The following is a 21,121-nucleotide window of genomic DNA, read 5'->3' on the forward strand; positions in this document are numbered from 1 at the left end:
CTATGTGCGTTCGCCCATTGGCAGCTGGAAGCACAGAGATATTTTCATGGTTTAAGCTCAGATATTTATCAGTTTCGTCGCCCGAACCATTGCATAAGTCGTTCCGCAGCAGCTTGCGGCAGCGTCCTACGCTTTACTCCATTGACATGAGCCAGTGGGCATGATGCGCAAATAACCGAGTTTTTATCTGGTGTACAGCTTGATCCGCATGCGCCGTCTAGTTTGACAACAGTTAAGTCGCCGCGCGCAATCGCATGCTGTGCAATCTGCTCAACGAACGCTTGTGGCAGCCTGCGCTTCACGGCTTCTTGATTAATCGTCGACCCGTTCTTCAGTGCATCAACAATTTGCGTCACAATATTGGTTGATTCCTGTGGTTGCGACTGTTGCCGTTGCAGCGGGGCAGCTGTGGTTTTTCGGAAATCAGACATAGTATCAGAGCACCCAACGTAACGTCTGGAACGCCAGAACGGCCAAAATATAGGCAGTAATTAAGCCGAGTCCAACTGTTTGCAGCGCAATGCGGCCGCCGAACTGACGCCTTAGCTCAGCAACAGTAGCGAGGCACGGTGTATACGCAAGCGTAAACAGCAGGAACGCCACAGCAGCTGCCTGACCGTGACCACCCGAGGATTCGTCAAACGAATGACGGATAGCAGCACCCAGTGAGCCTTCGCCCTGCTGAATCTCCGTTTCATCGCCGGAATCAACGGCATACGACTGACCCAGCGAGCCAACAACAACTTCCTTAGCCACAAAACCAGTCATCAAAGCGGCAGAAGCATGCCAATCATCAAAACCAGCAGGAGCAAACACAGGCGCAACCGTATCGGCGACAACGCCATATACCGAGTCATGCACGTTCTCCACGTGACCAAACGAACCAGCATTGGCCGTAGCAGGAATACCTTGCAGTACCCACATCAGCGCGATCATCGTAACGATAATTGACGAAGCACCCTTAACGAAGTCCCAGAGCTTAATCAACACCGATTGCAGCAACGTCACCAGGCGAGGCACCTGATACGGAGGTAGGCTCATAGCAAATGGTTCACTGTGCAGATCGCGGAACTTCACCTTGCGTAAGAGAATACCAACGCCCAGAATCAGCAGCACGGAAGCCACATACATTAAGAAGACCACAAGGCCAGCCTGATCACGGAAGAACGCATAGGCAAGCACCAGATATACCGACAGACGAGCCGTACAGCTTGAGAACGGTACGAGCATGCCGACGAGCACGCGCTGACGAGAATCAGGCAGCGTACGTGTTGCAGCAAGAGCTGGCAGATTACAGCCAAATCCGATCACAATTGGCAAGAAGGCGCGGCCGTCCAAATGCAGCGAACGCATAGCGCGGTCCATAACAAAAGCGGCACGTGCCAAGTAGCCCGAGTCCTCGAGCAAGCTCAGCATAATGAACATAATGCCCATAGGCGGCAGGAACGTCAGCACTGTAATGCAGCCGTCAAGAATACCGTTCACGATTAAGCCATAGAACCACGTATCGGTTGCTGTTGGGCTAAACCATGTGAACAGATGTGTAACGCCGCCTTCGCACCATGCGCGGAATGAGCCATCAATCCAATCCTGCATAGGGCCAGCCAACCAAGTTGTGGCTTGGAATGTTAAGAACATAATGGCGAGGAACGCGATAATGCCAAACACTGGGTTGAGTAGGACGCGATCAAGGCGGTCCGATAGCGTCACTCGGGCGCGGTTCTCAAGACTAATATGCTCAAGCACTTGTGCAGCCCATTCGAAGCGATCATCAGCGCGACTTTCGACCCACTGCGCCACATCAACATCGTTCGTATCAACGGCTTTGAGTCCATGAGGCATAGGCGTGCCATTGAGATGCTGTGCAATTGTCTCCATCAGCAGATCGGTGCCTTTGCCAGTACGACCATCTACTTCAACAACAGGAACGCCATCAAGCGATTGCGAAAGCTCAGCAGGATCCACACCAGCGCCAGCACGACGAGCTAAATCATTCATCGTCAGTGCAACAACAGTTGGTCGACCGAGCTCAAGAATCATGGCCAAGAAATAGAGCGAACGGGCAATATTCGTTACGTCAAGTACAGCCGCAATCAGATCAGGATTAGGCTGGCCATTCATGCCCATAGCAGCCTGTGAAGCAACCTCTTCATCAGGGGAGAGTGGTAGCAGTGAATAGGTGCCTGGCGTATCAATTAGATTCCATGTTTCGTCACCATAGGTGTACGAGCCGCGTTCCAGCAGCACCGTTGTGCCTGGTGCGTTCATAACACGTGATTTTGCACCAAGCAGTTGGTTAAACATACTTGATTTGCCAACATTTGGGTTACCAATAAACACAATGCGGCGCTGATGCACATGGTGCGAGCCATGCAGGGGAGCGCTGACTGAAGTCTGAGTCGAAGCGTTGGTGGTGTTGCCTGCCTTGTTCGCAGAGCCTGCATGGTCAGTCTGGTCATGACCCTTATGTGGTCGCTCTGGCAGCAGCACGCTTAAACCACGACGATGCGAATGGGAGTGGCCCATGGATGGATTTGGTTCAGAATTGGAGTGAGACATACATGACTTTCTACGCTCGAGTCGAGTAGATCATCAGATCGTAAGTATTGAGTCGTTTTTTCGTATTCGTAAGTTCTATAGCCGTTTGTGGCGTACAGCTATTTGAGGTTCAGTAAAATGCTCGCGGCAGTTTGGCCGTCGAGTGCAATGCGTTCAGGGCCTCGGGCCACAACACGACCTCCAGCATTGGATCGTTGGGTGACGCGAATCGTCGTTCCCACACGTAAGCCCAATTCGAGCATGCGGAATCGATGCTGAGGATCGAGTCGAATACCAGTTATTGTTGCATCCACATGCAATGGGCAATCGCGTACAGTTAACGGCTTCCCATCAGGGGTTTGTCCTGCTGGAGCACGTCCAGGAGTTGAACGGAATTTCTGATTGCTCATAATTACCGATTGTGGTGGTTTTGTAAAGCAAGGTCAATAGCGATCTATGAAATTTTGCTAACTAAGAGCAGACCATATACTGAGCAGAAAAGCCATAAAAACAAAGAATCAGGCCAAAGTATGACCTGATTCTTATGTCCAAATATAGAAACTAGCGTCGTGAAGGTTCCGCAGTGTGACACAGCGAGTGGCTGTTTGTTATGCCTGTAGAACCTGAGCTGCTACTGGTTTAGCGATGCTCACCAATACGCTGGCATGTCTGGTGCAGCGTATGCGACAGCTTATTGATGTCGAGCAACTGATCCAGCTCATGCTCATTAATATCAGTGGTTTCCTTAGCCACTTCGCGAATTGTGCGCTTCTCGCTCACTGCCTGAGCAGCAATTTGTGCAGCATGCTCATAACCAATTGACTTGTTCAGAGCAGCAGACAGCGAAGGGGACTGCTCAGCATACTGACGGCCCACTTCAGTATTGACTTCAATGCCATCAATGCAACGTTCACGGAACATATCCATAGCATTGGCCTCAAGCCTCATGCCCGTCAGAATCTCATGAATAATAACAGGGTCAAAAGCGTTCAGCTGCAGCTGGCCTTCAGCACATGCCCAGTTCACGGTCACGTCCATACCGAAAATCATGAAGCAACACTGATCCACACACTCTGGAATTACAGGATTAACCTTGGCAGGCATAATCGAGGAACCAGCCTGACGAGCAGGAAGGCGCAAATCAGCAAAGCCTGCACGAGGACCAGAATTCAGCAGGCGCAAATCATCAGCAGCCTTTTTCAGATGCACAGCCAGATTCTTCATGGTGGCCGATGCCTGAATATAAGCGCTCATATCGGTCATCGAAGCAATAGGATCATAGGCTGCAGAAACAGGCAGACCAGTCAGTTCAGCGATATGCTGGATTGCCAATGCACGGAAACGAGGATCCGCGCAAATACCCGTACCAATTGCCGTAGCGCCAAGATTCAAGCTGCCAAGCTTCGGTACGAGCTCATCCATAGCAATGAGGTCGAGCTTTAAGAAGCTAGCAAATGCATGGAATTCCTGACCATAAGTCATAGGCACAGCATCCTGCAGCTGCGTACGACCTAACTTAATATCGTCCTTGTGCTTATCAGCCAAAGAGTGGAACGATTCACGCAAACGCTCACATGCATCCTTAAGTGGCTTCACACTCATAGCAATAGCCAGCTTGCAAGCAGCAGGGAACGTATCATTCGTCGACTGCGACATATTGACATCATCGTTTGGATGAATGTAGCCGTAGTCACCACGAGGACGACCAGCCAGCTCAAGTGCCAGGTTGGCAATAACCTCGTTCATATTCATATTCATGCTTGTGCCAGCGCCACCTTGCAGCACGTCAACAGGGAACTGGTCGAGCAGTTCACCACGTTCCAAGCGTTCGCAGGCTCGGCAAATGTAATCAGCCTTCTGAGCATCGAGCAGACCAAGCTCTTTATTTGCCATTGCACAAGCATGCTTCACAATTGCATACGAATGCACAAGACCAACATGATCGCTTTCATGAATGCCTGACACCGTGAAGTTTGTAATAGCACGCTGCGTGTGAATACCCCAATACACATCTGCAGGTACTTCCAGCTCGCCTAAGCAATCATGCTCAATACGTGTGGCCTGGCCCAACGATTCATCAGTGTTCAGATTTGATGATGCTTGCGCCATAACCAGTCCTTTATATAAGTATGTATATGTTTGCAGTTTTACAATAGTGTCAGCCTACGCCCGCGACTCGCGCAGCGATAGAGCACAGCCCTACAAATTCTCACCTTAGGCCCAGCGCGTAATCACGTTTTATTCAGCTTTCCGAGTTTCAATGCAAGCATGATTGAACTTGACCTTGAATCTGATGTCGACTTCACGTCGTCGGAACCAATTTACGATTTCTACGTTGCTGGACCGTTCTTCACCGATGATCAGATGAAGAGCATGGAGCGTTTGGAGCGCGTGCTGCACGATCGCAAGCAGAGCACGTTCCTGCCTCGCTTCGCATCGAGCCTGAAGAAGGACGGTGCTGAAGAGGTCTTTAAGAAGAATCTGCAGGGCATGCACCTGTCTCGCGCCGTTATTGTGAACGTTGTTGATAACGATCCAGGCACGATGTTTGATATGGGTTACGCATTCGCACACAACATTCCTGTGTATGTGTATGCAGAGGGTCTCAAGCCAGGCGACAAGATGAACCTCATGCTGTCGCGTGGTGCAAAGGCAATTATCACGAGCCCAGCAGATCTCGAAGCATTCCTCGACTCGGGTGAGCTCGCTAGCGTTAGCATCACCGAGTACTGATATCAGCGAATACTGATAGATTCGTTACTGAATTACAAGACCCAAATCGGTATTAATACAGTCGAATCGTAGATACTCTGCCGCACGTAATTCGTTTTACGTGCGGCTTTTGTGTAGAGGCTAAGCGCTGAATTGTATTTAATTGTTGCGTTTGCTACGGTTCTTTATGCATGCGCCGTTTCGGCATGTTCTGAGCGCATGACACGTACTGTACAATGCCGGTTGCTTTGCCAAGGACTGTTTTTATGCGTCTGGTACTGCATTTCATGAAACCCTATTGGTTCATGGCCACAGTTACAGTTCTGCTTTCGTTTGTGGAATCGTTTGCCACATTGCTTGTGCCAACGTTCCTTGCAGAATTAATTAATGAAGGTGCTACATCAGTTTCGCTTGATGCCATGATTGGCACCTGTATTCGCATGCTTGCTGTTGCGCTGATTGCTTCAATTTGTGCAATAACAGGCGGTTGGCTCGCTTCTGTGCTGTCGAGCCGCGTTGCGCGCGACATTCGTGACGCTGTCTACAAAAAATCACTCGATTTATCGATGTTCGACTTCCGCTCGTTCGGTACGGCTTCGATGACAACGCGCACGATTAACGACGTCAACATTATTCAGGTTATGATTACGAACTTCATCTTTATGATGATGCCTGTTCCATTCATTTTCGCTTTGGCGTTGTTCTTGTCGTTCCGCCTGTCCGTACCGCTCGCTTGGTACCTAGTCGGCTTCATTGTGCTGATTATTATTGTGGCTGCCTTCATATTGCGTTCCGCTTCGCCGCTGTATCGCAAACTGCAGCGTCTGCTTGATCGCATCGGAACCGTATTGCTCGAGAACATGACGGGTGTGCGCGTTATTCGTGCATTCGGCAAAGAAAAGTACGAGAACAAGCGTATGAATTCCACGTTCCGGAATTATGCCAATACGTCGATTCGAGCGAACCGACTGTTCGCTAATCTTGATGGTCTGAGCTATGTTGCTGTCAATCTGTTTATAGCTGTTGTTTACTTCTTGGCAGGTCATTACATTAGCCTGGGTCAATTTGGCATTGGTGACATTGTGGCCATTATTGAATATGCAGTGTTCTGCCTGTTCTATCTGATGATGGCACAGATGATGATTGCTATGCTGCCTCGTGCTCTGGAATGCTGCCGCCGTGTGCGTTCTGTGCTCGAACACGAACCACGTATTCAAGATCCAGCAGCCATTGAAGCTGTTGATATGTCGCAGCGTGGTCCTCTCAAGGACGGCGAAGTCATGCGCTTTAACGATGTGACGTTCCGCTATGACGATGCTGAAGAAAACTCGCTTGAGCATATTAGCTTTACGTGCTCGAAGGGTAAGACTACAGCCATTATTGGCGGTACTGGTTCGGGTAAGTCAACAATCGCTATGTTGGCTATGCGATTCCAGGAAGCTACGCAAGGTTCGATTACGCTCGATGGTGTTGATGTGCGCAATATGAAGCAGCACGATTTGCGCGAACGAGTGTCTTTGATCCAGCAGCGCGCTTGGCTGTTCTCTGGCTCGCTTGAAGATAATTTGCAGTTCCGTGATGTGAATGCTGAAGAAGAAGAGCTGCGCCATGCATTGTCAGTTGCTCAGGCAACAGGCTTTGTTGATGAATTGCCACAGGGATTGTCAACTCGTGTGGCTCAGGGCGGCACCAACTTCTCTGGTGGTCAACGCCAGCGTCTTTCGATTGCGCGAGCCTTAATTGGTCACAGCCAAATGATTATTTTCGATGATTCGTTCTCGGCTCTCGATTTCTTAACTGATGCAGCGTTGCGTAAGGCATTGGGTAAGGAGATGAGTGATAGAGCAGTGCTCATCATTGCACAGCGTGTCAATACGATTCAGCATGCTGACGAAATTATTGTGCTCAACGATGGTCGTATTGCGGGACGCGGTACCCATGAAGAGTTGCTGCGCGATTGCGAAGTCTATAGAGAAATTGTTGAATCTCAAACTCAACAGCACGACGAACCAAAGCAGACAGTTGCAGCGCAAGGAGGTGAACGATGAACAAGACTGAACAGCAAAAGCGTGCAGAACAAGCACGCATTGCCGGCGAACTGCTCGAAAACACCGAGCCTAATGAGCCGCGCACGATGGGTGACATCACTGATGAACGCGCGGTAATTGCTGAAGAAGGCATGCCGGGCAGCCACAGTATGGACGACGATATTGAGCTCGAGGCTCCTAAGAATACGTGGGGCACGGCAAAGCGCTTAGCTGCACAGCTCAAGAACCAGCGTGGCCGACTTATTTTCGTCATGGCATTCGTCTTTATTCAGATGCTGTTCCATGTTGGCGCACCGTTGTATTCGGTTACGGTCGTCAACGATCTGTGGGCTTCAATTAAAGACAGCTGGGCTGGCGGTACGCCATTTATTGTCAGCTTTGCTACGGGTGGCATTGGCTGGAAGATTCTGATTCTTGCCCTGCTCTATATGTTCGAAGCTGCGTTCTACTATGCGCCGGTGTATTTGATGGCAAGTGTCGCAGAAAAACTGAACCTGACTCTGCGCGAACAGATTAGTGCCAAGCTGCAGAAACTGCCATTGAGCTTCTTCGACGGCAATCAGCCAGGCGAAGTGCTCTCCAAGGTCACGAACGATTTGGATCGTATTTCAGAGACGATGCAAACGGGTCTGCTGCGACTGATTAGCGCTGTTATCAGTACAGTGTGTGCACTGGTGATTATGTTCGTGCTGTCGTGGCAGCTGACGCTGGTCTTCCTTGCGTTCATTGCACTGAATCTGTGGATTACGAGCATTGTTGCTATGCGTACGCTCAATATTACGAGTAAGCGCCAGCAGGAAGTCGGCAAGCTTACGGGTCTTGTGGAGGAGTACTACACGGGACGCGACATTATTAAGGGCGCAAACCGTGAGGAGCGCAGTTACGAAGCTGTGGCCGAGCAGACCGAGCGTGTGCGCAAAGCATCGCAGAAGGCAGACTTCCTTGTCAACTGCATTAACCCATTGATTCGTATGTTCAATAGGTTCGCCATGGTGACGATTGCTATTATTTCGGCATGGATGATGGCACATGGTCGTATCACAATTGGTGTTGTGCAGGCGTTCTATCAGTATGTCAATCTGGTTGGCGAACCAATTACGCAGGCCAGCTTCATGATTAATTCGCTGCAGTCGTCTCTGGCTTCGGCAGAACGCACGTTTGAGCTGCTGGATTTGCCAGAGGAGTCGAAGGATCCAGAACATCCTGAACTGCCTGCTGAACCAGTGAAGGGCCATGTCAAGTTTGAACATGTGCGTTTCGGCTACAACCCTGCTGAACCATTGATGACTGATGTCAACTTGGAAGCAAAGCCTGGTCGCAAAATTGCTATTGTCGGTTCTACCGGTGCTGGCAAGACAACGTTGATTAACTTGCTGATGCGCTTCTATGACATTAATGGTGGCAAGATCACGCTTGATGGCGTCGATACCTCGAAGATGACGCGTGCTGATTTGCGCCGTAACTTCGGCATGGTGTTGCAAGACACCTGGTTGTTCCAAGGCACGGTCGCTGAAAACCTGAGCTATGGTCGCCCAGATGCAACGCGTGAGGAAATTGAGCAGGCTGCTAAGGCTGCGCATGCTGATTTCTTCATTCGCACGCTGCCTCAGGGCTATGACACCGTGCTCGATGATGCTGCAGGTAATTTGTCGATTGGCCAGCGTCAGCTGCTGACTATTGCTCGTGTGTTCTTGGCGAACCCATCCATCCTGATTCTCGATGAGGCAACGAGTTCGGTGGATACGCGAACCGAAGCAGCAATTGCTAAGGCTATGAATGCGCTTATGCAGGGCCGTACGAGCTTTGTTATTGCGCATCGTCTGTCAACGATTCGCGATGCTGACTTGATTCTGTTTATGGATCATGGCGACATTGTGGAGCAGGGCAACCATGATGAGCTACTGGCTCGTGGTGGTCGCTATGCCAAGCTCTACGAATCGCAGTTCGCCTAAACAATATTGTTCAAGCGGCTTGCAATGCGCAAGCCACATATAACCGAATTAGGACGAACCAAATACTGTGCCCTGCAATAGTACATGCGCTATTGCAGGGCACATTTGGTTGTATAGGTTCTTGATTTATTTCGCTTGAGTTTTTTAGATCAAATAGACACCGTTATACACTTCAAACAATTTATCTGTGGTGATGATGAACTGTTGCAAATCGGTTTTGCCACTGTATTCGCCCCATGGATCAGCAACTTTAACCATTGATGTATCACTGGTCATGCCATAAATTGTGATGACATGGCCGAGTGGATTCACGTCATAAAACCAGTCATCTGACACAGGCTGAATTCTCATTACAACAGGAAATCCGTCTTGCAGAGCGCTATAAAGATCGGTGGTAAACAGATCTTTGGTCTCGGCTCGATGAATCGTAAATGTATGACCATATGGCATTTTGTTCAGAGAGTCTCTACAGATATACAAATTGGATCCAGAACCAGGGTTCCAACCGCATGCCTGTTGTGTGAATTGTTCGGTAATATCAGTTCCAATTAATGCTTGTAGTGCCATTCGCATTGAAGCTGGAATACAAGAATCTACTTGTTCTTGGCCGTAATACACGAAGTTTGTAATTTCAACCCAAGCAGCATGTTCTTGCGCAGGAGTTGTTCCTGTGGTCAATGCTGCTAATGCTTCTCCTTGGCCATGTGCAACTAACCATTGTTGAATTGCCCTTTGAGAAGGCATGCTGATGTTGCTATTTGTTGATCCTGCTGCAATATGCTCGGTATGAACTGGTGTTTCAGCAGCCATGCACGTAGTTGCTGGCAAAAAGCATGTGCTTATCAGAATCCCAATAATTGCAAATACTTTCTTCATGACATCCACCTCTCTGTAGATATCTTCTCCGAGTTAGGGGATGGATTGTTGTTGAAGAGCACATCGACTGATTCAGTATGCTTAAACAGCTCTATATTTCTTAGTATTCAGCATCTGTTGCAGCAAGACGTTGTGTCTCTTCATTGAATTCCAACCCTGCGTATGCACAATTATTTCACATCAGTTCCTGATATTCCAGAGTTTTACATAGTTACAGATATACGAATGCTCTGCAGTAGTTTTGTTGCTAATGCAGAGCATTCTTATATATCGCGGTGTGCTCACGAAATCATGTTCATCTCGTATTTGAGCGTCATAACGCGTTCGGCACTTGCTTGAACTTGCTTTGCAAAGTTCTTATCAGCCTTAGCCTTGGAAACAATGCCATCTAGTACCGGTTTAACCAGTGCTACGTCTCCAATGCAAGCGAGGTCACCGCCAGCCTCAATGAATTTTGTGCCGAGTTCACTTTGTTCATACTTATTCAAAGCGGCTGCAGACATCGAATCAGAAATAATAACGCCGTTATAGCGCGTCTGATTACGTAATAAATCAGTCACGATATAGTGTGAGAACACGGCAGGTTGCGTAGCATCAAGATTCTTATAGGTGCTTAATGAAATCATGACCATAGCAGGGTTACTCTGTTCAATAGCATTTTTAAATGCGTTGAGTTGATCACTATTAACTGTGGTCGTAACGTCGTCAATACCTTCTTCGGTGAAATCAGTATTGCCAGAAACAGCACCTAAGCCAGGATAGTGCTTAATCGTTGCACCAATATTGGCTTTACGCATGCCTTCTACAAATGCCACACCATGGCGGGCATTGCCTTCTGCTCCCAAACCAAAATCACGATCTAAAGCACCAATAGGATCGTTCGAGTCACGGTCGATTGAAACTGTATCGATGCAAGGCGCTAAGTCAATATTAATTCCAGCCTGACGTAACTGTTGGCCCCACGTCGTTGCCTCGGAAGTCAATTTCTCGACGGACATTTTGCCCTGCTCAAGAGCGGAAGGCATCTGAGTAAAGCCAGGGCCCTTAAGATGCTGAATAAGACCACCTTCCTGATCAGCAGCCATAAATAATGGATTTTGAGCGGAAGAATACTGCTGTAATGTAGTTGTAGCCTGACGAACGCCAGAAACGCCAGAGGTCCAATTGCCCAGCAACAAAATAGAACCAAGATGTTGATTTTGAATGAGATCTTTCAAATCTTCAGGTTTTGCATCAACTTTGAGTGGCGCCATAACAAGCTGACCTGCTTGCTGTTCAATAGACATTGCATTTACGGCCTTGCGAGCTTGCTGCTGATCCGAAGAAAGTTGCGGTTGCACTGATAGTTCTTTAGACAATGTGTCAGTAAGCGAATCCTGCTGCTGTTGAGATGATTCGCCTAGATTATTCGACTGACCTGAGTTATAGCCATTGCCATTCGAAGCTGTCATATTCTGCGATTTACCAGCTTTCGATGCATATGGCTCAAGCGTAATCCAGCAGAACAAACCAATTGCTAGAACGGCAATACACGCAATAATTGCAATAACAACTTTACGTAATGGATTTGTATGATCAGTTGGATTTTTCCACATCCAACCTTTTGGGCGCTTGCTTGGGTGCTTATTCGGCTGCTTGCTTGGCTGGTTATTCGAATTTGAAGGTTCAGGGCTAACTGATTGCTGCTGTGGAGTCTGCATCGTTGAAGCTCCTTTCTATTCAATCAATTTGTAATTGGTATTGTTTCTCAAGTTGTACTAGTTGCTATTGTGCCATAGCGACAAAACGACGGGGGATATTGCTTAGTCGCTCAACAGTGACGCATTGGTATGGAACTAGAAATTGGTACTGACGCTGCATACAGCAATACCACAAAGAACTCAAGCAGTGAAAAAGGAATAAGAATAAAAATTTACGGGTTGAAATTGTACGACTCAAATATAAATTTGAACCGAAAACGATATCGAGTATGGCTGAAAAGCTGTGAACAGGTAGGCTGAAGGAATGTCTTTCTTTAACCCCTTCGACATGTTCGGTGGGCCGGATCCAAACGGCCATCGACGAGATCGACAGAATAATGATGATCCAATCATCATTAATGTAGAAACGAACGGCGAAGAAGCCGGTACGAACGGAACTGGCGGCGCAGGTGGGCCTCGTGGTCCACAAGGTCCGCGTATTACTGATCGCCACGGTGCGCGAGGTGATAGGCACCACAACCGTGGTAATGGCAGCGGACATAGCCGCGGGTCAAAGATTTTCCTTGGCGTTGTACTGACGCTGGTTATTCTTGTGGGCCTGCTGTTTGGCTTGTCTCGTTTTATTACTGACGTTATGTGGTACAGCCAGCTCGGATTCTCGAGTGTGATTTGGACGCAGCTGTGGACGCGTTTTGGATTGTGGCTGTTCTATGTGCTGCTGATGGCAGGCGTGGGCTACTTGAGCGCCATGCTTGCTATTCGCAAGCGTCCTGATTTTGCTGATGGTTCCACAATTCGCGTGAATGGCGATGTTATTGAGATTGGCAAGTCTGTCAGCTCAAAGTCGGCTCGCCGCGTGGCAGTTGTGGCTGCAGTAATTGTGGGCCTGATTGCAGGCGCTCGTTTCAATATGAACTGGTCTGAGCTGCTGCTTATGTTCAACGCACAGTCGTTCGGCTCGACGGATCCTGTGTTCGGTCTGGATACGGGCTTCTATGTGTTCGTTCTGCCTGGCCTGCGTCTGATTCTGGGTGAGGCTGGTCTGCTGTTCGTTGTGGGTCTGGTGTTCTCGATTATTGCTCATATTGCTATGGGTGGTATTCGCTTCACGATGCCAGTCAAGGGCCATGGTCTGGTGGCGCTGACGAAGTCGGCTCGTCGCCAGATTGGCATTTGGATGCTGCTGGCCATGCTGATGTGGGCAGTGAACCAGGTTATGGGTGTGTTCTCGGCACTGAACGTGCAAGGGGAGCGCATTACTGGTGCAACGTACACGACGATTCACGCCACGATTCCAGTGACGTTTATTCTCGCTGGCTTGACTGTGGCAGCTGCTGTGGTGTTGTTCGTATGGCTCATGCGCACGAAGTCGCTATCGGAGAATGCAACAACTGTGTACACGAATGCACACACGGCTTGGCGTGCATGGCGCGTGCCAGTGGTGACCGTTGCTGTGGCTTTAGTCGCTTCGATGGTGTTGTCTACGGTGTGGCCTCTGCTGCTGCAGCGTTTCCGTGTGAATCCAAACGCGCAGGAAATGGAATCGACCTACATTCAGCGCAACATCGATGCCACGCGTGAGGCCTATGGCTTGAGCAACGTGAAGACGAGCGAATACGACGCCACGACCAAGGGTGAGGCAGGTGCACTGAGCAAGGAAACAGAAACAACTGCTCAGATTCGTTTGCTCGACCCTCAGATTGTGAGCCCAACATTCAAGCAGCTCCAGCAGCTCAAGCAGTACTACACGTTTGCAGACACGCTGGCTGTTGATAAGTACGACATCGACGGTGTGAACCAGGACACGGTTATTGCCGCTCGCGAGATTAACCTTGCTGGCAACGACAACCGCAACTGGGTTAACGACCACACGGTGTACACGCACGGCTACGGCATTGTGGCTGCTTACGGTAATAAGGTCACTGCTGATGGCCAGCCAGAGTTCTTCGAATACGGTATTCCTACGCAGGGCTATCTGACTGAGACGCAGCACTACGAGCCTCGTATCTACTTCTCGCCAGAGGCTCCGGAGTATTCGATTGTGGGTGCACCAAAGGGCACTACGGCTTGGGAGTTCGATTACCCAACGGGTTCTGAAGGCGCAACAACGACGTTCGAGGGCAACGGTGGTCCTTCGGTGGGCAACCTGTTCTCGCGTCTGCTCTACGCGATTCGTTTCGGTTCTGACCAGATTCTGTTCTCGGATCGTGTGAACGCTGATTCGCAGATTCTCTACGATCGCTCGCCAAAGGAGCGTGTGGCTAAGGTTGCTCCTTACTTAACGCTCGATGGTCGTGTCTACCCAGCAGTGGTTAACGGTCGCGTGAAGTGGATTATTGATGGTTACACGACGTCGGATCAGTACCCATACTCGCAGATGACTGATCTGGCCGATGCAACTGAGGATTCGACAACTGTTTCCTCTGACACTGTGCACAGCCTCAACAAGCAGCGCGTCAACTACATGCGCAACTCGGTGAAGGCTACGGTTGATGCGTATGACGGTTCGGTTGATCTGTACGCTTGGGATGCAGACGATCCTGTGCTCAAGGCATGGCGTCAGATTTTCCCTGCCCAGTACCATGACATTTCGGAGATCTCGGGTGATCTTATGGCTCACCTGCGTTACCCAGAAGGTATGTTCAAGGTGCAGCGTCAGCTGCTCGCCAAGTATCACGTAACGAGCGCAAGTCAGTTCTTCTCGGGTGAGGACTTCTGGCAGACGCCTGTTGATCCAACCGAGTCGTCGAGTGAGCAGGGCCGTCGCGTGCTGCAGCCTCCGTACTACTTGACGCTGCAAACTGGTGGTTCTGATGAGCCGGTCTTCTCACTGACTTCGACCTACATTCCAGCAGGTTCGTCAACTCGTGAAATTCTGACGGGCTTCCTGTCGGTTGATTCCGATGCTGGCCGCGAGAAGGGCAAGATAGGTCCAGATTATGGCACGATTCGATTGCAGGAGTTGCCGAAGGATTCGAATGTGCCAGGTCCTGGTCAGGCGCAGAACAACTTCAACGCCAATGCTGAAGTCTCGAAGGAACTCAACTTGCTGCAGTCGGGTTCGACTCAGGTTGAGCGTGGCAACTTGCTGACGCTTCCTCTGGGCGGTGGCCTCGTCTATGTGGAGCCGGTCTACGTCAAGTCGTCTGGTTCTACGAGCTATCCACTGCTGAAGAAGGTACTCGTTGCGTTCGGTGATCAGGTTGGTTTCGCTAACACGCTTGACGAGGCCTTGAACCAGGTGTTCGGTGGTAACTCTGGCGCACAGGCTGGCGACGCCTCGAATGCTGATTCGACTGGATCATCGGGTGGTTCAGCTCCTGCAGATACTTCCGGTTCTGCAGATTCAGCCAAGAAGCCTGACGCCGGCTCTGGTGCAGACTCGAGTTCCGATAAGAAGTCTGACTCCTCGTCGACTTCGCCTGAGCTCAAGTCGGCGTTGCAGGATGCTTCCGATGCTATGAAGGAATCCGATAAGGCCATGAAGAATGGTGACTGGTCGGCTTACGGACAAGCACAGAAGAAGCTGCAGGAGGCTTTGGATAAGGCTATGAAGCTTGAGTAAGGTTTCTGCTGACCAGCATCCATTGCAGAAGAAGCATGAATAAGACAGTAGTCTGATTTATATTTCGTCTGTGAATATTAGGGCATGAACTTTGTATGAAAAGTTCATGCCCTTTTTGTGTAGTATTCCGGCTAAGAATGATTAATTTTCTTATGCTCCTTTTGCTGCTGTTTTGTACGAAAAGCGTTGTACTCCCTGGTAATTGAGGGAGAGAGCGGAGCATTGGCATGCTATTGTCATCGGATTTGTGTGAAGATGATTCACACGCAATATTCCTTTGTTTGTGATGTGTAATTCACTCATTGTTGGTGCATCTTATATACGCTGAAGATAAGCGATGCATCGTAGTTTTCTGAACAAGCGCTTATGCAATACACGGTTGAAATTCTTGTGAATGTAAAACTGTTCGAGGAGGAAGATCATGAAACGATCTATCCGCACAATGGTGTGCGCAGCTGCTCTTGTACCAGCAATGTTGATGAGTATGGTAGCGGGTTCAGCATCAGCAAATGAAGAGAATAATCTCAATGATGAGGTTCAGATAGGGATTACCGATCCTGTTGATGTTGATGCTCAGGTAGGGGTTACCAATCCTGTTGATGTTGATGCTCAGGCAAGTGTGAGCAATGGCAGTACTGTGGAAATTAAGCCGCAGCGTATTGAGTGGCAGCATACTTCTTCTGGTGCACCTTATGGATATGCTGTCGAAGATTTTCTCTGGACTCTAGGCGATGGCGGAACTTACGAAATAACTATGACTACTAGTGCAGAATTGTATTACAGGACCATCATTCGTACTGGTCCGTCCTATCATAAAGTATCGGTTGTCGTGAGATATAAAGGTGTTACTCCGCCAAAGGAGTTAGTAGTACATCCGTGGTACTCCCGCGAGTATCAGATGGCATGTTTCCCGTTCTTTCCAGCCATAAGTTTGGGCTATACCCCAAAAGAGATTGGTACAAAGATTAAGAACGAGGATCTCTTCAACTCTACGAGTTTTATTCAAGCGTACTTTGATTACAGTAATGTCTCGACCGCTGAAAGTCCTGTTACTGCAGCTGATCCTACACATTTCGTGTTATCGCCAGCGCATAACTACACCGTAGATTATGCAGAATCTGCTTGGTTTTATGGACGTAATCCCAGGAATCATGTTGCTCTAGATGTAGTACTTGCATCAGGTGAGAAAATTACTGGCAAGTTCTCAATTCAACTGCCATAGTAGGTATGTGCAATGAGATGAGCAGTGTATTTATCAGTTCTTACCATGGATTATTAACAATCGAATATTGCTATTGATAAGAGTTTGTTTGTTTAATATCAATATTACTCTGAGCACTTGTTATTCTGCAGAACAATGGCAAGCTGTTTATATCTGATATGCATAAAGGTACTCTTTGCATTTTGTTCTTTTGTTCTTTATATGTAATTCACGAACTGTTGGTTTGGCATATATATGCTGAAGCTAGCAAAATATTGTGTTTTGTTAATGGTGCTTATGCGTATTGTTTAGCTGCAATATTGTGTCCTCTGCTGTTCGAGGAGGAAGATCATGAAATGGTCTATTAGCAAAATGGTATGTGCTGCTTCGCTTGTGCCAGCAATGTTGATGAGTATGGCAGTTGGTTCAGCGTCAGCGAATGTTGAGAATAACCTCAATGATGAGGCTCAATTAGAGGTTACGAATCCTGTTGATGTTGATGCTCAAGCAAGTGTGAGCAATGGCAGTACTGTGGAGATTAAGCCGCAACGTATTACGTGGTCAAATACTGCTGATGGTACTGCTTATGGCGAGGCTACTGAAGAATTCCTCTGGCAACCAGATGTTGGTGGGGTGTACAAGATAGCGATGACTACTGGACCAGAAGTGTATTACAGGAGAATAATTCGTACTGGTCCGTCTTATCATAAGGTTTCGGTTAATGTGGTTTATATTGGTGCAATGCAGCCAAAGAGAGTAACGGTACGTCCGTGGTTCTCTCGTGAGTATAAGAATGGTTCTTGGTTCCCCGTCTTCCTAAGAAAAGGCTATACCCCAAAAGATTTCGGTAAAGATATTGTGGTTCAGGATCTGTACGGTTACAAATTTTACGATAATCTAGGCAGTAGCTATAAAGAGATCTCGAGTGCGGAAGTTTCTTTTACTCCAGAGAATTCTCGACATTTTTCGTTACCACCGGAATATGCCTATACTGTAGATTTTTCAAATTTTGGTTGGTATTACGGGCAGAATCCAAGGAATAATATTGCAATAGATGTGATAACTGCAAGAGGCGAAAAAGTTACTGGTAAGTTCTCGATTCAACTGCCATAGCAGGTATGTGCAATGAGATGAGTCGTGTATTTATCAGTTCTTACCTTGGATTTTTACAATCGAAGATTGCTTTTGATAGGAGTTTAGTTTGCCTGACATCAATGCCAAACTAAGCTCTTATTTTTTTTGGGGGGAGAGCACACGAAGTATGCATTCATTAAAAGTTGGTATTTACGAAAGTAGGTATTTACAAAATCTATGTATGTAAGCCACTCCATATTTACGTATGGCTTGTAATTTTGGCGTAACGATGCAAACCAGCAGATGCATACGTTGAGACGGCCAAACATTCGTAATGGAGTACAAGGCATGAAACATTCATGGAAACAACTGATAGGCGGTGCGGTATTAGCTACAGCCATGTGCTTGGGAACATGCGCTACTACCGTGTATGCGGATTCAATGTCTGCTGACACTGATTCCGTTGTTGAGCATCAGCCAATGAGCGATGGAATTGTGACAGCAATGCAGGGTGAGGGGAATGCGCTCTTTCAGAATGGTTGTTCTCGTACTATGCCCGAGAACACAGTTCGGCGATTGTATACCTGGGATGCTGGCGGTGGTAAATATCAGATATGTTTAGCTGCAGGTACGAAAATACTACGGCCTGAGCTATTCGGGATACCTTATACAGCATATCGACCAATAGATTTCAGTATGCATTATCTCAGTGGCGAGCCATTCGAATCAACTCGGATGACAATACAATACGGTTTCCAAACGTCCGGTTTTGGAACATATACCATGGGATACTCATATACCAATACCGATGCTAAAACTGATCTCCGTCCTGAATACGATCAGAGCATTGCATCGTTTGTATATGTATCGAAAATGCTTCCTGAGGTGCCAGTACTCTCAGTGGACTCAACAGAAATAATGTGGCCTGAACAGTTTAGTAATTTGGCTGAAGCGTATGGCTTTGGTATTTACAGTACTTCAGATTTCTATTACAGGCTCAAAATAGTATGTACAGATCAGGCTGGTAAACAATCCCAGCTCTTTGTGTCAATGGCAACACCTAACTAAATACCCATTGCGTACTTAGAGGGCATGAATTGCTAAGACAGCATTCATGCCCCTTATCCGTATTGTTTCAACGACCATTTCTTGGTCGCTCTGTAGTTGGACTGTAAAGTAAGTGAAATTGCTTCAATAGGTTGGGTCACTTTTCATTTACCTTGCTCATGTACGCTTCGAGATAACGATGCAAGCATAACAGCTGCATACGTGCTCTAAAGATATGGCTTCTTGATGGGGCGAAGGGCATGAACAGTGGGGTGATGGGCATGAACAGTGGGGTGAAGGGTATGAACAGTGGGGTGAAGGGTATGAAACAATCATTGAGACAATTGGTGTGTGGCGCAGTGACAGCCACAGCTTTATGCATGGGCACCTGTGCTACAACCGCGTATGCAGATCCAGTTCTCACTGATACTGATGCCTATACCAATAGTCAATCTATGAATAATGGAACTCTGACAGAAATTCAGGGTGTTGGGAATGTGCCATTTCAGAATGGCTGTTCTCGTGATATGCCTGATGGCACAAGACGCCGATACTATGCATGGAAACTGGACCGTGGAATGTATCAGGTATGCCTAGCTGCGAGCACTAAAATAGTGCGATACGGAATGTTTGGAATTCCTTTTACCTCGTATATGCCGATAGATGTCAGTATGCATTACATGAGCGGTGTACGGAATGTGAAATACACCACGATGTCAATTCGCGTTGGCTACAGTGAATACGGTTTTGGAAAATATAGAATGGGATTTTCGATTACGAATACGACTTCTAAAACTGATCTGAACTGTGCATATAAATTGAGTATTGCATCATTCGAATTGACTTCGAGAGAGCTACCGGAAACCTATATCCTTTCTGCAGAGAGTACCGAAATAGCGTGGCCTCAACAATTCAATAATATTGCTGAAAATTATGTTATTGGCTACTACGGTACGGCAGATTTCTATTACAAGCTCCGAATAGTGTGTGAAGATGATCTCGGTAGGAGAGGTGAAATAACCATTAATCAGGCCGTGCCTAATGCCTGAGCAATAGCATGTATGTGCAATACGCCGTATTGATAATTTGATTGTTTTGCATTGAGGTCGGATGCATGTCTTGCTGAATGGTGGAATTCCGCTAGGATAAGTGGCCATGAGTGCACAACTGGTTATGCGTATGGCAATGCACAGTGACGTTATTGCAATTACCGATATTTACAATGCTGCCATTGTTGAGGGCGGTATTAACGCACAGATTTCACCAGTATCATTCGAAAACCGAGAGACTTGGCTGTATGACCATAAAGATCCATACGGCGTATTTGTTGTAGAAGCAATTGATGATGCTACACAAACAACCTCAGTTGTAGCTTTTGCAGCCTGTTCCGAGTACTATGCTCTACCCGGTTATAAGGGAGTGACCGAACTCGCATTTTATGTTGCACCAGAGTGGCGTCGCCAAGGTGTGGGATATTTTACGTTGCATAATTTGTTACGCGAAGCACATATGCGCGGCCTCAGGAAAGCAATTTGTGTTATCTTTGCCGACAACCTTGCATCAATGAGCTTAGCTCGGAGTTTTGGATTCCGACCATTTGGCATGCTTGAACATGCAGCTACTGATGCCAAGGGCATTTTGCATGACGTTGCTTATTATGAATTAGATCTTATTTGACGAGCAGCAGAGAATAGTGAGCTGCGAAGGGAGAAACATGGCAGCGGAGTTCTGGCTCATTGCAGGTCTCGGAAACAAGGGTGTACGTTACGAAGGTACACGACACAATATGGGCTTTATGGTTGCTAACGAACTCGCTGAACGCTGGTCCGTACATTTCTCTCAGTTCAAGGGACTTTCGGAATTAGGCCAAGGCACGATGAATCTGCAGGGCAAGTCATTAAAGTTCTTGCTGTCTAAGCCACTGACGTTTATGAATAACTCAGGTCAGGCCGTTGATTCGATTGCTAAGTACTATCACATCAAGCCTGATCACATTATTGTTATTCACGACGATATGGATCTTCACTTTGGTCGTATCAAGCTCAAGTCTGGCGGCTCCGCAGGCGGTCACAATGGCATTAAGTCGATTGATGCTTGCCTGCACACGCCAAACTATGCTCGCGTACGCATGGGCACTGGCCACTCAAGCCGCGAAGGCGACGCACACAATAACACTGTGAACTTTGTGCTTGGTCACTTCGATGCACAGCAGCGTAAGCAGTTGCCTGAATTCGTTGCCGACGGCGCTGATGCTGCAGAAGCTATTATGTTCGACGGTCTCGTAAAGGCACAAGACAAGTTCAACAAGCGTTGATTATCGGCGATAAGCGATAAGCACCAGTACTTCACGCACATTCTTGGTAGAAACAGTACGTAATCAGTACGGATGCTCCGTGATAAAGAGCTAG

At 47.8% G+C, this 21,121-nt stretch carries 16 protein-coding genes; 10 read left to right on the forward strand and 6 right to left on the reverse strand.

What is annotated here, in order from left to right; translation table 11 throughout:
- Window positions 1-68 precede the first annotated feature (68 nt).
- The 4 genes from D2E26_RS02045 to D2E26_RS02060 all read right to left on the reverse strand — a co-directional run bounded on the left by D2E26_RS02045 (window position 69) and on the right by D2E26_RS02060 (window position 4,647).
- A complete protein-coding gene (locus tag D2E26_RS02045; protein ID WP_125963023.1) occupies window positions 69-431 on the reverse strand; it encodes a hypothetical protein in 363 nt (120 codons plus the stop codon).
- A 4-nt stretch (window positions 432-435) separates the two neighbouring features.
- Window positions 436-2,559 carry a ferrous iron transport protein B gene (feoB, locus tag D2E26_RS02050; protein WP_241218826.1) on the reverse strand — a complete coding sequence of 708 codons (2,124 nt, stop codon included), beginning with the start codon at window positions 2,557-2,559 and terminating at the stop codon, window positions 436-438.
- Between the two features lie 98 nt (window positions 2,560-2,657).
- Window positions 2,658-2,948: a FeoA family protein gene (locus D2E26_RS02055; protein ID WP_125963024.1), complete on the reverse strand. Its 291-nt coding sequence runs from the start codon at window positions 2,946-2,948 to the stop codon at window positions 2,658-2,660.
- 229 nt (window positions 2,949-3,177) lie between these two features.
- Window positions 3,178-4,647, reverse strand: a complete 1,470-nt coding sequence (locus D2E26_RS02060; RefSeq protein ID WP_125963025.1) for an aspartate ammonia-lyase — start codon at window positions 4,645-4,647, stop codon at window positions 3,178-3,180.
- A gap of 159 nt (window positions 4,648-4,806) precedes the next feature.
- Here D2E26_RS02060 and D2E26_RS02065 point away from each other — a divergent pair, with 159 nt between their 5' ends.
- The 3 genes from D2E26_RS02065 (at window position 4,807) to D2E26_RS02075 (ending at window position 9,250) form a co-directional block, all read left to right on the forward strand.
- Entirely contained in the window at window positions 4,807-5,271 is a 465-nt protein-coding gene (locus D2E26_RS02065) for a nucleoside 2-deoxyribosyltransferase (protein WP_125963026.1), read from the forward strand.
- A gap of 284 nt (window positions 5,272-5,555) precedes the next feature.
- Complete coding sequence (locus D2E26_RS02070) at window positions 5,556-7,298, forward strand: ABC transporter ATP-binding protein (protein WP_241218827.1); 1,743 nt, start codon at window positions 5,556-5,558, stop codon at window positions 7,296-7,298.
- Window positions 7,299-7,429: 131 nt separating this feature from the next.
- Window positions 7,430-9,250 (forward strand): ABC transporter ATP-binding protein, encoded by a 1,821-nt coding sequence (locus D2E26_RS02075; RefSeq protein ID WP_206432066.1) that lies wholly within the window; start codon window positions 7,430-7,432, stop codon window positions 9,248-9,250.
- A gap of 144 nt (window positions 9,251-9,394) precedes the next feature.
- On the opposite strand, the gene D2E26_RS02080 is transcribed toward D2E26_RS02075, so the two are convergent.
- Together D2E26_RS02080 and D2E26_RS02085 are read right to left on the reverse strand one after the other, a co-directional pair.
- A complete protein-coding gene (locus D2E26_RS02080) occupies window positions 9,395-10,126 on the reverse strand; it encodes a C39 family peptidase (protein WP_125963029.1) in 732 nt (243 codons plus the stop codon).
- A 281-nt stretch (window positions 10,127-10,407) separates the two neighbouring features.
- Window positions 10,408-11,826, reverse strand: coding sequence for a glycoside hydrolase family 3 N-terminal domain-containing protein (locus D2E26_RS02085; protein ID WP_241218828.1), 1,419 nt, complete (start codon window positions 11,824-11,826; stop codon window positions 10,408-10,410).
- A 304-nt stretch (window positions 11,827-12,130) separates the two neighbouring features.
- Here D2E26_RS02085 and D2E26_RS02090 point away from each other — a divergent pair, with 304 nt between their 5' ends.
- From D2E26_RS02090 to pth, 7 genes are all read left to right on the forward strand, one after another.
- Window positions 12,131-15,391 (forward strand): UPF0182 family membrane protein, encoded by a 3,261-nt coding sequence (locus D2E26_RS02090; RefSeq protein WP_125963030.1) that lies wholly within the window; start codon window positions 12,131-12,133, stop codon window positions 15,389-15,391.
- Window positions 15,392-15,812: 421 nt separating this feature from the next.
- The gene (locus tag D2E26_RS02095; protein ID WP_125963031.1) at window positions 15,813-16,613 is read left to right on the forward strand and encodes a hypothetical protein; all 801 of its coding nucleotides are present in this window, start codon (window positions 15,813-15,815) and stop codon (window positions 16,611-16,613) included.
- Window positions 16,614-16,943: 330 nt separating this feature from the next.
- Complete coding sequence (locus D2E26_RS02100) at window positions 16,944-17,705, forward strand: hypothetical protein (protein ID WP_125963032.1); 762 nt, start codon at window positions 16,944-16,946, stop codon at window positions 17,703-17,705.
- A 309-nt stretch (window positions 17,706-18,014) separates the two neighbouring features.
- Complete coding sequence (locus tag D2E26_RS02105; RefSeq protein WP_125963033.1) at window positions 18,015-18,734, forward strand: hypothetical protein; 720 nt, start codon at window positions 18,015-18,017, stop codon at window positions 18,732-18,734.
- A 254-nt stretch (window positions 18,735-18,988) separates the two neighbouring features.
- Window positions 18,989-19,762 carry a hypothetical protein gene (locus tag D2E26_RS02110; RefSeq protein ID WP_164515825.1) on the forward strand — a complete coding sequence of 258 codons (774 nt, stop codon included), beginning with the start codon at window positions 18,989-18,991 and terminating at the stop codon, window positions 19,760-19,762.
- A gap of 106 nt (window positions 19,763-19,868) precedes the next feature.
- Complete coding sequence (locus D2E26_RS02115; protein WP_206432053.1) at window positions 19,869-20,390, forward strand: GNAT family N-acetyltransferase; 522 nt, start codon at window positions 19,869-19,871, stop codon at window positions 20,388-20,390.
- A gap of 37 nt (window positions 20,391-20,427) precedes the next feature.
- Window positions 20,428-21,027 (forward strand): aminoacyl-tRNA hydrolase, encoded by a 600-nt coding sequence (gene pth / locus D2E26_RS02120; protein WP_125963035.1) that lies wholly within the window; start codon window positions 20,428-20,430, stop codon window positions 21,025-21,027.
- Window positions 21,028-21,121 lie beyond the last annotated feature (94 nt).

Origin of the sequence: Bifidobacterium dolichotidis (genome assembly GCF_003951975.1) — a bacterium.
In the GTDB taxonomy this organism is placed as follows: domain Bacteria; phylum Actinomycetota; class Actinomycetes; order Actinomycetales; family Bifidobacteriaceae; genus Bifidobacterium; species Bifidobacterium dolichotidis.